The 16,022-nt window shown below is 52.1% G+C and carries 12 protein-coding genes; 9 read left to right on the top strand and 3 right to left on the bottom strand.

Translation table 11 applies throughout. The features are described 5' to 3' along the window. Positions 1–55: 55 nt before the first annotated feature. Positions 56–1,051, bottom strand: a complete 996-nt coding sequence (locus tag R5268_RS08510; protein ID WP_317419184.1) for an HlyD family secretion protein — start codon at positions 1,049–1,051, stop codon at positions 56–58. Between the two features lie 837 nt (positions 1,052–1,888). Here R5268_RS08510 and R5268_RS08505 point away from each other — a divergent pair. The 4 genes from R5268_RS08505 (at position 1,889) to R5268_RS08490 (ending at position 7,253) form a co-directional block, all read left to right on the top strand. Then, a complete protein-coding gene (locus R5268_RS08505; protein WP_054425940.1) occupies positions 1,889–2,962 on the top strand; it encodes an HlyD family secretion protein in 1,074 nt (357 codons plus the stop codon). Further along, on the top strand, positions 2,959–5,718 hold the full coding sequence (gene rbbA, locus R5268_RS08500; protein ID WP_317419183.1) for a ribosome-associated ATPase/putative transporter RbbA: 2,760 nt from the start codon (positions 2,959–2,961) through the stop codon (positions 5,716–5,718). Before R5268_RS08505 ends, rbbA begins: the two co-directional genes overlap by 4 nt. 1 nt (position 5,719) lies before the next feature. Continuing rightward, positions 5,720–6,844 (top strand): ABC transporter permease, encoded by a 1,125-nt coding sequence (locus R5268_RS08495; RefSeq protein WP_218426534.1) that lies wholly within the window; start codon positions 5,720–5,722, stop codon positions 6,842–6,844. 139 nt (positions 6,845–6,983) lie between these two features. Then, positions 6,984–7,253, top strand: a complete 270-nt coding sequence (locus R5268_RS08490) for a PTS sugar transporter subunit IIB (RefSeq protein ID WP_317419182.1) — start codon at positions 6,984–6,986, stop codon at positions 7,251–7,253. A gap of 483 nt (positions 7,254–7,736) precedes the next feature. On the opposite strand, the gene R5268_RS08485 is transcribed toward R5268_RS08490, so the two are convergent. After that, a complete protein-coding gene (locus tag R5268_RS08485) occupies positions 7,737–8,738 on the bottom strand; it encodes a LacI family DNA-binding transcriptional regulator (protein WP_317419181.1) in 1,002 nt (333 codons plus the stop codon). Positions 8,739–8,850: 112 nt separating this feature from the next. Further along, the gene (locus tag R5268_RS08480) at positions 8,851–9,396 is read right to left on the bottom strand and encodes a D-lyxose/D-mannose family sugar isomerase (RefSeq protein ID WP_317419180.1); all 546 of its coding nucleotides are present in this window, start codon (positions 9,394–9,396) and stop codon (positions 8,851–8,853) included. 211 nt (positions 9,397–9,607) lie between these two features. Between R5268_RS08480 and R5268_RS08475 the strand changes: the two genes are divergently transcribed. The 5 genes from R5268_RS08475 to R5268_RS08455 all read left to right on the top strand — a co-directional run bounded on the left by R5268_RS08475 (position 9,608) and on the right by R5268_RS08455 (position 15,984). Then, the gene (locus R5268_RS08475; RefSeq protein ID WP_317419179.1) at positions 9,608–10,645 is read left to right on the top strand and encodes an NAD(P)-dependent alcohol dehydrogenase; all 1,038 of its coding nucleotides are present in this window, start codon (positions 9,608–9,610) and stop codon (positions 10,643–10,645) included. A 3-nt stretch (positions 10,646–10,648) separates the two neighbouring features. Continuing rightward, positions 10,649–12,160: a xylulokinase gene (gene xylB / locus R5268_RS08470; protein WP_317419178.1), complete on the top strand. Its 1,512-nt coding sequence runs from the start codon at positions 10,649–10,651 to the stop codon at positions 12,158–12,160. Continuing rightward, positions 12,157–13,656 carry a sugar ABC transporter ATP-binding protein gene (locus R5268_RS08465; RefSeq protein WP_107679040.1) on the top strand — a complete coding sequence of 500 codons (1,500 nt, stop codon included), beginning with the start codon at positions 12,157–12,159 and terminating at the stop codon, positions 13,654–13,656. The genes xylB and R5268_RS08465 overlap by 4 nt, the downstream gene beginning before the upstream one ends. Positions 13,657–13,696: 40 nt before the next feature. Further along, positions 13,697–14,737, top strand: a complete 1,041-nt coding sequence (locus R5268_RS08460; protein WP_107679041.1) for an ABC transporter permease — start codon at positions 13,697–13,699, stop codon at positions 14,735–14,737. A 284-nt stretch (positions 14,738–15,021) separates the two neighbouring features. Beyond that, positions 15,022–15,984: a substrate-binding domain-containing protein gene (locus tag R5268_RS08455; RefSeq protein ID WP_247719216.1), complete on the top strand. Its 963-nt coding sequence runs from the start codon at positions 15,022–15,024 to the stop codon at positions 15,982–15,984. Positions 15,985–16,022 lie beyond the last annotated feature (38 nt).

The following is a 16,022-nucleotide window of genomic DNA, read 5'->3' as shown; positions in this document are numbered from 1 at the left end:
ACAGATGAAATTAATTTCATCTGTCAATGAGGCTGAAAAGTCCGGTAAGGTTTTATTAGTCATTACCGGCTGGCCAATCAAAAATAACAGACATGCCCGGGCGCATTCCTTCTGTCTTATTCACCGGATGTAACCGTACTTCAAATGTTCTGACGTCATAACCGCTTGACTGACGGGTTGCTCTCCATGTGGCAAAATTGCCTTTGGGATTAATAAAAAACACCTGAAATTTAACAGTTTCATCTTTCAGTGCAGGGATCTTTCCTTCAATCACATCACCTATTTTTAATGCGTTAAAACGATCTTCCCGTAAATTGACGGTTACCCAAAGATTATTTAAATCAATCATACTGAATATAGGTGTACCGGCAGAAACAAGCTCTCCCTGATTAGCGAAGCGTTTGGCAATTTCTCCGTCATTTTTTGAATGAACACTCAGCTCTCTGACCAGGGAGTCAGCAGACTCAAACGCGGCCCTGGCTGCATTTACATTAGCATCAGCAATGCGAATGTCCTCCGCTCTGTTACCCCGTTTGGCTTGCATATATTGCTCATAGGCAGAATTTGTTTTCTGCCCGGCAATTTTATATCTGGCAATGGCATCATCACGTTCCTGGGCAGAGACGGCTTTACTCTTCTCATAGAGTTTTACTACCCGGTCCGTGGTTATCTTTACGTTTTTTTCATCTGCCTGAGCACTTATCCAGTTAGCTTTTAATGACTCAATATATTCTGAACGCTCTCCGTTATAGGCCTTTTCCTGACTGGCAACAGCCGCAGCTAATGCTTCCTTTGCCTGCAGGGCATTCTCGGTGGTTTGCCTGTCATACAAACTGACTAAGGCCTGCCCGTTACGGATGCTGTCTCCTTCCCTGACATGCAGACTATCAACTCTTGCCGTCACTTTACTGGTGATATTAATTTCATCTGTATCAACAATGCCTTCTAATATCTCATGTTCAGAGGAATGAGATAAAATAAACCCGGCAGATAACACCATTATTATAACGATAAGTATGGTTATCTTTATTTTTTTATTCTTTATCGTCATACTACTTCCATCCTCAGGCTATTTTCTTTAGCTTTCCATTATCTGAACAACATGTTCTGTTCTTTCATCTTCTTCTTTCAATGAACGAACAATTATGACTGCAATATCACCTCTGCATTATACGTTTCTTCAGCACATTGAACACCTTAATATTTTTAACACACTCATCAAATACTAACCCGGCATATTGATTCCATTCGCAACCATTTGTTAATAAATGCAAAAAACAGAAAACCGGCAGATAATTAATATGAACTGAAGCCGGTAATTTTACCTCCCGACTATATGATTGCTTCCTGTTCAAATCAGATTATAAGATATGATGGTATTACCTGATAAGAAATCCCGGCTCAGACCAATCTGTCACAGATTATATTATTTGAATTTTGGGGTTACATTTTATTACATAATGACGTCGTCCTGATTCAGCAATAATTTACTGATTTAACTCTCTGTACTTAACTTTCTGTCCTTAACTTTCTGAGCCCGCCTGCATGTATTCACGGCTGCATCACACCTGTATTAGTCATTACAGGGAGGAAAAATGGCAAATTTCAGCAAACAATCCTCTGACGGATAACCTCCCGCAGAAAAGATCCCGGTGACAGAGAAAAAACCGGTGCAATTCGTGCAATCCCCCGGGCGCTGTATCCTGCCGTTTACAATGAATGTGATACATGCGGCAGCTTTATCCTGCTGATCCGGTTATGCTTTCTTTATCAGCACTAAATATCACCGTTATAAAAATTAAAAGTATTATTTTTTACGGCAGGATATTGGAGTGCTCCTGTTGTGCTTATCTCATTATTTTCCATAAGAAGGGTAATCACGGTATCTATGCAAAAATCAAAACGTAAAACGTGGATTTTTTATCTCATCCTGATCATTGTCCTTGCCGCCGGCGGCTATCTGTACCGCATGCTGCAAAGCCCCGGGCTCCCTGAGGGATTCGCGCAGAGCAACGGACGGATCGAGGCAACGGAAATTGATATCTCAACCAAAACAGCCGGACGCATCAGTACCATCAATGTCAGAGAGGGGGACTTTGTCCGCGCCGGGGATGTACTGGCGCAGATGGATACCCGGACACTGGAGGCACAGCTGAGTGAGGCACAGGCGCAGCACCGCCAGGCGGACAGCAATGTGATCTCCTCACGCTCGGCACTGGCGCAGCGCAAAAGTGAGAAAGCCGCCGCAGAGGCGATGGTGCGTCAGCGCACCTCTGAACTGACTGCCGCCCAGAAGCGTCTGGCCCGCTCTCAGGCACTGGTGAGAACCAATGCGGTGTCTGTTCAGCAGGTGGATGATGACCTGGCGGTTGTCCAGGGCGCCCGCGCAGCGGTGGAAGCCGCCAAAGCACAGGTGGCGGCCGCATCTGCCGCTATTGATGCCGCGCAGTCCGGTATTATCCAGGCACAGACAAAAGTGGATGCCGCACTCGCGACACAACGGCGGATTGAGGCCGATCTGGATGACAGTCAGCTGAAAGCGCCGCGCAACGGCCGTGTTCAGTATCGTGTTGCCGAACCGGGTGAAGTGCTCGGTGCCGGTGGCCGTGTGGTGAATATGGTCGATCTCAGTGATGTCTATATGACCTTTTTCCTGCCGACGGAACAGGCCGGACAGGCCGGTATCGGCAGTGATGTGCATATTATCCTTGATGCCGCTCCCGGTCTGGTGATCCCGGCAAAAACTTCGTACGTCGCCAGCGTCGCGCAGTTCACCCCGAAAACGGTGGAAACCGATAATGAACGTCAGAAGCTGATGTTCCGCGTTCGTGCACGTATTGACCCGGAACTGCTGGAAAAACACCTGGAATATGTGAAAACCGGCCTGCCGGGACGCGCCTATATCCGGCTTGATCCGAAACAGGAATGGCCGTCTGACCTGGAGGTGAAATTACCTCAATGACATCATCAAAACAGCATTCTGACACCGCAATCGTCACCCTGGAACAGGTTACGCATCATTACGGTGATGTGTGCGCCCTTGATGATATCACGCTGAACATCCCCGCCCGTCAGATGGTGGGGCTGATCGGGCCGGACGGTGTCGGGAAATCCACCCTGATCTCCCTGATCGCCGGTGCCCGCAAAGTGCAGCAGGGTAATGTCATTGTACTGGACGGCGATATCCGCGAAGAAGAACACCGCCGCGCCGTCTGCCCGCGTATTGCCTATATGCCGCAGGGGCTGGGGAAGAACCTTTATCACACCCTGTCAGTATTTGAAAACGTGGATTTTTTCGGGCGGCTGTTCGGTCAGTCTGAGGAAGAGCGCCGTCTGCGGATTGATGATCTCCTTACCAGTACCGGGCTTGCTCCGTTCCGTGACCGCCCGGCGGGGAAACTTTCCGGCGGGATGAAACAGAAGCTCGGTCTGTGCTGCGCACTGATCCACGATCCGGAGCTGCTGATCCTCGACGAACCGACCACCGGGGTTGATCCCCTCTCCCGCGCCCAGTTCTGGGAGCTTATCGACCGTATCCGCGAACGCCAGCAAAATATGAGTGTGCTGGTGGCGACCGCCTATATGGAAGAGGCAGAACGTTTCGATTACCTGGTTGCGATGGATGACGGCAAGGTACTGGCCACCGGACACGCCCGTGAACTGAAAGCACAGACACAGACCGATGAACTGGAAGCCGCTTTTATCGCCCTGCTGCCGGAAGAAAAACGCAAAGACCACAAAGCGGTGGTGATCCCGCCGCGCGAAGCACAGGATAATGAAGAGATTGCCATTGAGGCGCAGGATCTGACCATGCGTTTCGGCAGTTTTACCGCTGTTGATCATGTCAGTTTCCGTATCCCGAAAGGGGAAATCTTCGGGTTCCTCGGCTCCAACGGCTGCGGGAAATCCACTACCATGAAAATGCTCACCGGGCTGCTACAGGCCACAGAGGGTAAAGCGTGGCTGTTTGGTCAGGAGGTCGATCCGAAAGATTTGAATACCCGGATGCGGGTCGGTTATATGTCGCAGGCGTTCTCTCTCTACAGCGAACTGACGGTTTTGCAGAACCTGGTGCTGCACGCCAAACTGTTCCATGTGCCCGAAAATGAAATCGATGAGCGCGTTGATGAAATGATGACACGCTTTAAGCTGACGGATGTCGCCGATGCCATGCCGGAGGGGTTACCGCTCGGGATACGCCAGCGCTTATCGCTGGCCGTGGCGGTGATTCACCGTCCGGAAATGCTGATCCTCGATGAACCGACATCCGGCGTTGACCCGATCGCCCGCGATATGTTCTGGGATCTGATGGTGGATTTATCACGCAAAGACGGCGTGACGATTTTTATATCCACCCACTTTATGAATGAGGCCGCCCGCTGTGACCGCATGTCGCTGATGCACGCCGGGAAAGTACTGGTGACGGACACGCCGGAACATCTGGTCGCCAACAGCAAATTTGATACCCTCGAAGCCGTCTTTATTGATTATCTGAAAAAAGCCTCGGGGATTGAGGATGATGCCCCGCCGCCGGAAGCACCGGAACTGCCTGCCGACAGCAGCGAAGCGGCCGCCACCGCACTGAAACGCCGTTTCAGCCTGCGCCGACTGTTCAGTTACAGCCTGCGTGAAGGGCTGGAACTGCGCCGCGACCCGGTGCGGCTGACACTGGCCCTGCTCGGCACCGTGATCCTGATGTTTATTATGGGTTACGGTATCAGTATGGATGTGGAAAACCTGCGTTTCGCCGTGCTCGACCGCGACCAGACCACCACCAGCCAGAACTATGTGCAGGATCTCTCAGGTTCCCGTTACTTTATCGAACAACCACCGCTGCAAAATTATAACGATATGGAGCGGCGGATGCGTGCCGGGGAAATCGCGGTGGCGATTGAAATTCCGCCGGATTTTGCCCGTGATATCGCTAAAGGCCATGATGCGAAACTGGGCGTCTGGGTGGATGGTGCCATGCCGAACCGGGCGGAAACGGTGCGCGGTTATGTGCAGGCGATGCATCTTAACTGGCTGACCCGCATGGCCTCAAAACAGCCGGTGGCCAGCCCGCTGAGTTCTGCGATTGATATCGAAACCCGTTACCGCTACAACCCGGATGTGAAAAGCCTGCCCGCCATTGTTCCGGCGGTGATCCCGCTGCTGCTGATGATGATACCGGCGATGCTCAGCGCCCTGAGCGTGGTGCGGGAGAAAGAGCTGGGGTCGATTATCAATCTCTATGTCACCCCGGTGACCAAAACAGAGTTTTTAATCGGCAAACAGGTGCCTTATATCCTGCTGGGGATGTTTAACTTTTTCCTGCTCTGCGCCCTCTCGGTCTGGGTATTCGGTGTGCCGTTTAAGGGCAGTTTGCTGACGGTGACACTCGCGGCATTCTGCTATATCACGATTGCCACCAGTATGGGGCTGCTGATTTCCTGCTTTATGAAGAGTCAGATTGCTGCGATTTTCGGGACCGCAATTATCACGCTGATCCCGGCCACGCAATTTTCCGGCATGATTGACCCGGTTTCATCACTGGAAGGTATGGGTTACTGGATAGGACATATCTACCCGACCGCCCATTTTCTGACCATCACCCGGGGAACGTTCTCCAAAGGGCTGGGGCTTATCGATCTGTATCAGGCCTTTATTCCGCTGCTGATCACGATTCCGGTTGTTCTCGGGTGCAGCATCTTTTTCCTGAAAAAGCAGGAGGGGTAATATGCGGACACTGAAGAATATTATCTATCTCGGGATGAAAGAGCTGCGCAGCCTGATGCGGGATAAAGCAATGCTTGCGCTGATTGTGTTTGCCTTCACGGTATCCATCTATTCCTCCGCAACGGTAACGTCCGGCTCACTGCATCTGGCGCCGATTGCCATTGCGGATCAGGATCGCTCACAGCTCAGTGAACGTATTATCAACAGCTTTTATGAACCCTATTTTCTGCCTCCGGCCGATATTGATATCAGTCAGATGGACGGACTGATGGACAGCGGTACTTACACTTTTACCATGGATATTCCGCCGAACTTTCAGCGTGATGTGCTGGCCGGACGCCGCCCTGCCATCCAGCTGAACGTTGATGCTACCCGTATGAGCCAGGCGTTTCTCGGCAACAGTTATATTCAGAATATTGTCACCGGGGAGGTAAATACTTTTCTGGCTAAAAACCGGCAAAACAGTGTGCTGCCGGTAGATTTGGATATCCGCGCCCGTTTTAACCCGAACCTGAATCAGATGTGGTTCGGGTCGGTAATGGCAATTATCAATAACATCACAATGTTATCGATTGTGCTGACGGGTGCAGCACTGATCCGCGAGCGGGAACACGGCACTATCGAGCATCTGCTGGTGATGCCGGTGACACCGTTTGAGATCATGATGTCCAAAGTCTGGTCAATGGGACTGGTGGTGTTGCTTGCTTCGCTCGGCTCACTGCTGCTGATTGTCCGCTTTCTGTTACAGGTGCCGATAGAGGGTTCAATTGCGCTGTTTATGTGCGGAGTGGCGCTGAGTCTGTTTGCCACCACCTCTATTGGTATCTTTATGGGGACTCTCGCCCGCTCGATGCCGCAGTTCGGGCTGCTGATGATTATGGTGCTGCTGCCGCTGAATATGCTGTCCGGCGGGATGACGTCGCGGGAAAGTATGCCGCAGTTCGTGCAGGATGTGATGCAGACGATGCCGACGACACACTTTGTCAGCCTGGCACAGGCCATTCTCTACCGGGGAGCGGATTTTCTGATCGTCTGGCCGCAGTTTATGTATCTGATCATTATCGGAGGGGCATTTTTCGGTGCCGCGCTGCTGCGTTTCCGCAAAACAATCAGTGCCATGGCATAACCCGGCTAATTCCGATGCCTCCGGCGGCGGGGGCATTATAGGCTGTCAGTTCAGTGAAGATTCAGTAAATAACGGACAATGCAGGGATACGGATATGAGAAAAATTCTGCTGATGAGTGATACGGGAATTTCCCCGTAGATGCTGGCGCAAAAAATGCGTGATGAGGCACAGGCCCGGGGTATTGATGTCAGCATTGAATGCCGGTCTGTTTTTGATTATCGCGAATGCGCGGCTGAGTATGATGCCGCTCTGCTCGCCCCGCAATCCCGCCACCATCTGCGCGAGTGCCAGCAAAGCGCGGCCGCCGCAGGAAAACCGCTGGTCTGCATCGATCCGGATATGTTTTGGGATCTGCAAAGTACTGCGGTATTGGATTTGGCTTTGTCGTTACTGAAAAATCCGGCTTAATTACTGCCGGAAAGAATAAAACCATCCTCTTTCTGACCAGGGCGGCGGGATAACCGGCAAAACCGGAAAGCCGCTGACACGTCCCTGTCCGCGGAATCTGCTGAATCATCCGGTTTGTGGCAAGGCGGCAAGGGAAGGATTCCGGGAAACCTATTTTGCCACAGTGCTTCGACTGATACCGTACAGAACGAAAAGGCGCTGTCACATCCCTGTTCGCTCGGGTCACGCCATCCCTGGCGCTCTACGCTTTTCGCTCTTCTGTACGGCATCTGCCGTGTACATAAAGTCTGGCGTAAATAAAAACAGATTTTCTGAGCGCAGCCAACGCCGCCACAGGCGGAAGGATGACAAAACAAAGAATCCGCTAAATCATCTGCTCTGTGGCAAGGCGGCAAGGGAAGAATTCCGGGGAGCATACACCAGTATGTGACCCGGAATTCTGAGTGCGGCCAACACAGCCACAGAGTGGAGGATGACGCGGATTCAGGATTTGAGGAGACCGCGCACAACCACCTTGCTCGCCGGGGCGCTGCGATCGGTCGCCCGCCGCACTGCCATATTGATCGCCTGCCAGGAAATTTCCTGTAAATCATGGGAAATACACGGAAAATTGAATCCGTAGATATCAGCATGAGAGACTTCATCGATGCTGAACAGCGAGACATCTTTTTGCGGGATAAGATTGTGACGGATACAGGCTTTGATAATTCCCAGTGAGATCTGGTTATTACAGCCGACAAAATAGTCCGGTGCAGAATGGTATTTCAGGTAATGGTCGGTGACTTTAAACGCTTCATCCATCAGGAAGTCCGCATGCAACACATTAACACTGCTGACCTGGCCGTGCAGACCGGCTACCATACCGGTAACGCGATCCTGAGCCACATTGGAATCTTCCGGGCCGGAGACAATCACCACGTTATCTGCTTTTTGTGACAGCAGATAACGCCCTGTCTGCAATCCGCAGTCGAGGTTGTCGATATAGACGCCGCTGCATGCTTTGGCATCCAGCTCGCGGTCGACCAGAATGACCGGGATATTGAGCAGTTCCAGCTGTTTCATGTAAGCCGGGCGGTAAACCCGCTCGGCGGAGACAACAGATAAAATGATGGCATCCACATTGTAACCAATCAGCTTATCAATGATACGCGCTTCATTTTCACGGGATTCATAAGAATCAAACATCAGCGTGTCATAACCGGCGTTATACGCTTCCAGCGTGATACGTTTTGCCAGCCCGCCGAAAAACGGGTTGCTCATATCCGGGCTGACAATACCGATAGTGCGGGATGATTTGGCGCGCAGGCTGCGTGCCGCCGCATTCACCACATAGCCGATTTTATCAGCCGCATCGAGAATACGTCTGAGAGTTTCCGGGTGAACCTTATCCGGCTGCGAAAATGCGCGGGATGCGGTGATCTTACTGACATTCGCAATAGCAGCCACATTTTCCAGCGTGACTTTCTGTGTCCGGGGTTCCGCCAATTTTCTCTCCTTAGCAGCAACGTATCATTTTATACCATTATAATATCATCTAAATCGATTCAGTCACGTGAAAAACACGCTTTTTGTCACTTAAATCACTATCAACAACTTTTTAACAATCCAGTCTTTTTATCCGCGGGTCGGTAAAAATATCATACTCATCGGTATTCTCTGTGGAGAACTCCGAGACAACCGCGCCCTGCGGCCCCGCTTTAAACCAGTGGCGGGTATCCGGTGCGATGGTGTACTGCTCTCCCGGACGCAGCAGAATAAAGCGATCACAGGTGTACCATTCCTCATCACCCTGCGGCGGGCGGCAGATTGGGTTACCCTGCGCATCCTGATTCAGTGTCAGCGCCGGATCATCAACAAACAGATAAACCTCGCCCCAGCGGCAGCGGAAGGTTTCCTGCTTACCCGGCCGGTCTTTATATGGCGGATGGCGGTGCTCCGGACAGGTCTGGTCAGCAAACAGAACCAGCTCTTTGGCGCAGTACAGCGGGCTGTTGCAGTAAGTGAGCAGTTGCAGACCCGAGCGCGGATAATCCGGCAGATTAAAGTGAGCAATCTCAATATTCCGCTGTTCCGTTTCTGTCAGAACGATATGCGCCTGTTCCAGAATCGTCAGTGATTCCGCAATGTACGGCTGTTTATTCATCGGCCTCTCTCCTGAATGATATCGTTATCATTATAGCCCTGCCCCGGGTTACAAAAATGTGACCGGTAAGACCCTTTACTGAATACTGCATGAGTAATTCGGACTTTATTTAATAAAAGTTTAACCATCATCACATAATTATAATAAACATTGCTCTATTATCCGCATCATAGCAATGATATCGATATCATTTTAATGAAAGGAAATGATCATGAAGGCATTAGTATTAGAGAAAGCAGGGAAAATCGCCATTCAGGATTGGCAGAGTAATGAAGTCCCGGGCGACAACGATGTTGAGATTAAAATCCACACCGTCGGTATCTGCGGCAGCGATGTTCATTATTACCAGCATGGCCGTATCGGGCCGTTCGTGGTTGAGGCACCGATGGTGCTGGGTCACGAAGCGTCCGGTGTGATCACCGCAGCCGGTAAAAATGTGAAACACCTGAAAGTCGGCGATCGCGTGTGTATGGAGCCGGGTATTCCGGATCTGCAATCCCCGCAATCCCGTGCCGGTATCTATAACCTTGATCCTGCTGTTCGTTTCTGGGCAACCCCGCCAATCGACGGCTGCCTGCGTGAAAGCGTGATCCACCCTGCCGCCTTCACGTTCAAACTGCCTGATAACGTTTCCTTTGCCCAGGGCGCGATGGTTGAGCCGCTGGCAATCGGTATGCAGTCCGCCACCAAAGCCGGGATCAAACCGGGTGATATCGGTCTGGTTATCGGTGCCGGGACTATCGGTATCATTACCGCGCTGTGCGCACTGGCCGGCGGCTGTTCCGATGTCATCATCTGTGATGTGTTTGATGAAAAACTGAAAGTGGCTGAGAAATATCAGGGTCTGCATGCGATCAACAGCAAAGACCAGCAGGCACTGGCGGATAAAGTCCGTGAACTGACCGGCGGCGAAGGCGTGAACGTCCTGTTTGAGTGCAGCGGCGCGAAACCGGTTATCGCCTCCATCTCTGATCATATCGCCCCGGGCGGTACTGCGGTTCTCGTCGGTATGCCAATCGATCCGGCACCGCTGGATATCGTGGCGGCACAGGCGAAAGAAGTCACCTTCAAAACCATTTTCCGCTACGCCAATATGTATCCGCGCACCATTCGTCTGCTGAGTTCCGGCAAACTGGATGTGGCTCCGCTGCTGTCCGCAACCTACAAGTTCAAAGACAGTGTCGAAGCCTATGAACGCGCTGCCGAAGGCCGTGCGACTGACGTGAAAATTGTGCTGGAAATGGAGTAAACCATGACGCTCTATGCCGGTATTGACTGCGGAACCCAAAGCACCAAGGTCATTATTGCCGATAACCGGACCGCGCGTATTCTCGGTGAGGGCTCAGCCCCTCACCCGATGATCAGTGAATCAGACGGAAGCCGTGAACAGGAAGCTGTCTGGTGGACTGACGCGCTGGAAACCGCGTTTGCTCAGGCGATTAAGAACGCCGGAATTGACGGGCGGGAAATCCGCGCCCTCGCCGTTTCCGGTCAGCAGCACGGTTTTGTGCCGGTCAGTCATGACGGTACGGTGCTTGCGCCTGCCAAACTGTGGTGTGATACCTCGACCAGTGCGGAAAATCAATGGTTTATTGATGCACTGGGCGGCGAACAGGCCGCGCTTGAGCGCCTGGGTGTGTTGCCGCAGACCGGCTATACCGTGTCAAAAATTATCCGCTTTAAACAGCAGCACCCGGAACTGTGGCAACAGCTGCGTTATGTGCTGCTGCCACACGATTACCTGAATTTCTGGCTCACCGGACAAGCCTGCGCCGAATACGGTGATGCTTCCGGCACCGGGCTGCTCAATATCCGTACCCGTGAATGGGATCAGTCTGCGGCTGATCTTATCGATCCGGAAGGCCGCTTATGGCAGGCACTGCCGCCGCTGGTGCGTGCAGAGCAAATCATCGGAACCGTTCGTCCGGGGATCGCGGAGAAACTCGGCATTTCCCCGGATACCCGCGTGGCATCCGGCGGCGGTGATAATATGATGGCCGCCATCGGCACCGGTAATATCCGTCCGGGCATCACCACCATGAGTCTTGGCACCTCCGGTACGCTGTTTACCTTTGCCGAAAACCCGGTTGTGGCGGATTCCGCGATGATCGCCGGATTCTGCTCCTCCAGCAACGGCTGGCTGCCGCTGATCTGCACCATGAACGTCACCTCCGCCACCACCACGGTTCAATCATTATTAGGTATGGATATTCAGACCTTTAATGACGCGCTGAACAGCAGTAAACCGGGTGCTGACGGCCTTATCATGCTGCCGTTCTTTAACGGTGAACGCGTACCTCAGTTACCCGACGCCCGCGCCAGCCTGCACAATATGGACGGCAGCAACCTGACTCCGCAGAACCTGAGCCTGGCCGTGGTGGAAAGTGCCACATACGGACTGCGCTTCGGTATCGATCTGTTCCGCCAGCAGGGCATTTCCACGGATGAGATCCGCCTGACCGGGGGCGGTGCCCGCAGTGTGAAATGGCGTCAGATTGTCGCCGATATCATGGCGGCACCGGTTGTCTGCGTTACCAACCAGGAAGCGGCGGCACTGGGGGCAGCTATCCAGGCTATCTGGAGTGATACCCTCACCGCAGACAGCGCACCGCAGGCACAGCTCGCCGCTCTTTGTGACCGTTTTGTGCAGCTGGATGACAGCAGCCGGACACAGCCGGACCCGGCAAATACGGCAGTCTACGAATCGCTGTATCAGAACTACCTTGCCTTACTGACATCAGAATACCCGGAGGTCACATTATGACAGCAGTTGTCGCTGACAATGAGGAATTACTGCGGGTTGAAGGGGTGCGCAAAGCCTTTGGTCAGGTTGTTGCACTGAAGAACGCGCAGTTTTCACTGAAGAGAGGTTCCATTCACGCCCTGTGCGGCGGGAATGGTGCCGGTAAATCCACGTTCCTGAGCATCCTGATGGGCTTTATCCGTCCGGATGCCGGTGAAATCTATGTCAAAGGCAAACGCTGTGAATTTCATCAGCCGCTCGAAGCCCTGCATGCCGGTATCGCGATTGTTCAGCAGGAACTGAGTTCCATTCCTGATCTGACAGTGGCTGAAAATATCTGGCTGGGTCGTGAGCCGCGCCGTTTCGGATTTGTCGATTTTAAACAGCTCAACCGGCAGACCGCTGAACTGCTGACCGATCTGCATTTTGAGATCTCCCCGTCAGAAAAAATGCGCAATCTGAGTGTGGCGGAGCAGCAACTGGTCGAAATCGCCAAAGCTCTCTCCCACGCGGATGCCGATATCATCATTATGGATGAACCGACGTCCGCTATCGGCGAGGAAGATGCGCAGAAGATTTTCGATGTGATCACCCGCCTGACGGAAAAAGGTAAAGGCATTATCTATGTCTCACACCGCCTGTCCGAGATTTTTCAGATAGCCGATACCTTCACCATTTTCCGTGACGGCACCTTTATTACCGACGGCCCGCTGACAGGTATCACCCGTGAAAAACTGATTGAGCTGATTATCGGCCGTGAAATCAAAGATGAATTTGCCAAATTCAATGAGCCGACAGATGAAACCATTATGGAAGTCCGGGAATTATCCCGCGATAACCAGGTACACGATATCAGTCTGACACTGAAGAAAGGCGAAATTCTGGGAATTTACGGGCTGGTCGGTTCCGGCCGTTCCGAATTTCTCGATCTGATTTTCGGTATCGAACACGCCGATAAAGGCACGATTCAGATTGGTGATCGTTTCCTCGACAAGCACACCCCGAAAGATTCCATTAATGCCGGGATAGCGTATGTCACCGAAGACCGCAAAGATACCGGGCTGATGCTGGGCCGCTCCATCAATGAAAATATCAATATTGCCTCGTTTGGTGCCATCAGCACCGGCGGCTTTATTAATAACCGCAAAGAGCAGGCCCGTGCGGATGACATGATAGCGCTGTTCAATGTCAAAACCCCGGATGCGGATCAACTGGCCGGTAACCTCAGCGGCGGTAACCAGCAGAAAGTGGTTCTGGGACGCTGGGCGCTGATCGAGCCGGACGTGATGCTGCTCGATGAGCCGACACGCGGCGTGGATGTCGGTGCCAAGAAAGAAATTTATAAGTTTATGTCTGAGTTCGCCTTGCAGGGCAAGGGCATTGTGATGGTCTCTTCTGAGCTGTCGGAAATTATCGGTATGAGTGACAGGATTATTGTTTTCCGTGACGGACGGATCGCCGGAGAGCTGACCGCCGCCACTGCCACCCAGACCGATTTAATGAAACTTGCGGTGTGATCTCACCCGCCAACGTATGCATGAATAAAGAGAAGTGACCATGACTACAACAAATACTGCACCCGCACCAGGGGTCTCATTTATCGCCCGTAACAAGAAAAACATGCACAAATACGGCATCATTCTGGCGTTCTTTGTGCTGTGTCTGATTGTGGCCGTTGTCGGTGAGGTTCAGGTAGCCCGCGGCGAATGGACGAATAACTACTTTCTGAGTCAGGATAACATGCTGATTATCCTGCGTCAGATATCCATCAACGGTATTCTCGCCATCGGGATGACATTTGTCATCATCACCGCCGGTGTTGACCTCTCCGTCGGTTCGGTGCTGGCACTGAGCGGCATTGTGGCGGCGCGTTTCGCCACCAGCAATACCGGCCTGGCTATCGGTGATACCGCCAATGCCGTGATGATCCCGATGATTATCGCGCTCGGTATCGGTATCATTTGTGGCCTGCTCAACGGGACGATTCTGGCGAAATTCAATCTTCAGCCGTTTATCGTCACCATGGGGATGCTGTCTGCGGCACGCGGTCTGACCCTGCTGACCACTGACGGTAACCCGGTTTCCCAGCTCAACAGTGATTTCCGCTGGCTGGGTAACGGTTATATCCTTGATATCCCGGTACCGGTGGTGATCCTGGCGGCTATCTTTATTCTCGCCTGGATCTTACTGAACAAAACCACCTTCGGCCGCTATGTGTATGCCGTCGGCGGCAACCCGAAGAGTGCCAGAACCTCCGGGATCAGTGTGATTAAAATTAAAGTGCTGGTTTACACCCTGTGTGGTGCGTTAGCCGGTATTGCAGGGCTGATTCTGACCGCCCGTACCGGCTCGGCACAGACCAGTGCCGGCAGCGCCTACGAACTGGATGCGATTGCCGCAGTGGTTATCGGCGGCACCAGTATGGCCGGTGGCGTGGGTACGTTAGTCGGCACCCTGTTCGGTGTGTTAATTATCGGTGTGATGAATAACGGTCTCGACCTGCTGGGCGTGCAGTCGTATTACCAGCAGATTATCAAAGGCGCATTAATTGTTATCGCCGTACTTTTGGATCCGTCACGTAAGCAACGCCGTGACTGATGGCAGTACCACGCAGATTCTTTCAGTTTAAGGGCAACACCGCCACATTCTGCATGACGCGTTTACGCAATATCATTCAGTCTGTGGTAAGGCGGCAAGTGAAGAATTCCGGGGAGCATACATCAGTATGTGACCCGGAAGGCTGAACGCAGCCAACACAGCCACAGGCTGAAGGATGACGCGTAAAAAAGACGAAAACAGCAAAAAACAAAAGCAAAACTACCCTACACAATGAAGGAATGACCATGAAAAAACTGACCAAAATCGCTGCACTGACAGCCCTGATGATGGGCGGACAGGCATTTGCGGCACAGGACAATCCGGTGAAAATTGCTGTTCTGATGTACGGCATGAAAGCCGAATTTGTCCAGTTAATGGAAAAATCCGCAAAAGAACATCCGGCTGTGAAAAACGGTGAAGCGATCATCACAGTTTATGATGGCCGTTATGACCCGATGGTTCAGAACAACCAGGCAGAAACCGCAATCCAGACCAAAACCGATGCTATCATCATCAACCCGATGGATTACGAAGCAAATATCGACGTGGTCACCATGGCGAATGACGCTAAAATCCCGGTTATTGTCACCAACGCCCGCCTGAATACTGACAAAATGACCGCAGAAGTAGTATCTGATGACGTCCTCGGCGGTTATATGGAAGCCAAAGCGGTTCTGGCAAAAATGAACTGTGAAGGTAACGTGGTTATTATCGAAGGGCCGAAAGGCGGCAGCGGTGAAATTCAGCGCGGCGAAGGTAATGACAAAGCAATCGCTGAATGCGGCCCGGGTAAGATAAAAGTGCTGGAGCGCAAAACGGCGAACTGGTCACGCGCGGAAGCCATGCCGCTGATGGAAAACTGGTTACAGAAACACCGCGGCAAAATCGGTGGCGTGATCGCACAGAACGACGAAATGGCGCTGGGTGCAATTGAAGCGATTAAATCGGCCGGTCTGAATGTAAGTGATTTCTCTATCGCCGGTGTTGACGGTGTATCTGACGCTATCCGCTCTGTTCAGGACGGTGAAATGGTCTCTATTCTCCAGGATGCCAACGCACAGATGCAGGGTTCAATCGACCTGGCAATGAAAGCGGTCAAAGGCGACAAATACGAACCACAATCCCAAATCTGGATTCAGTATGCTGACCAGTTGAAATGGAATGACGGTAAAGACAAACGTTACGCAATTCCGTGGACTCAGGTTACCAAAGAAAACGCGCAGCAGTTACTGGATGCCCGTAAATAAATAACTGAATAATGCATTCACGCCGTCTTCAGCAGAAG

This window comes from Morganella sp. BCCO 40_0007, assembly GCF_032989665.1.
Taxonomy (GTDB): Bacteria; Pseudomonadota; Gammaproteobacteria; order Enterobacterales; family Enterobacteriaceae; genus Morganella; species Morganella sibonii.
Note: the sequence above shows the minus strand (reverse complement) of the source record. Positions and strands in the feature narration are given on the sequence as shown.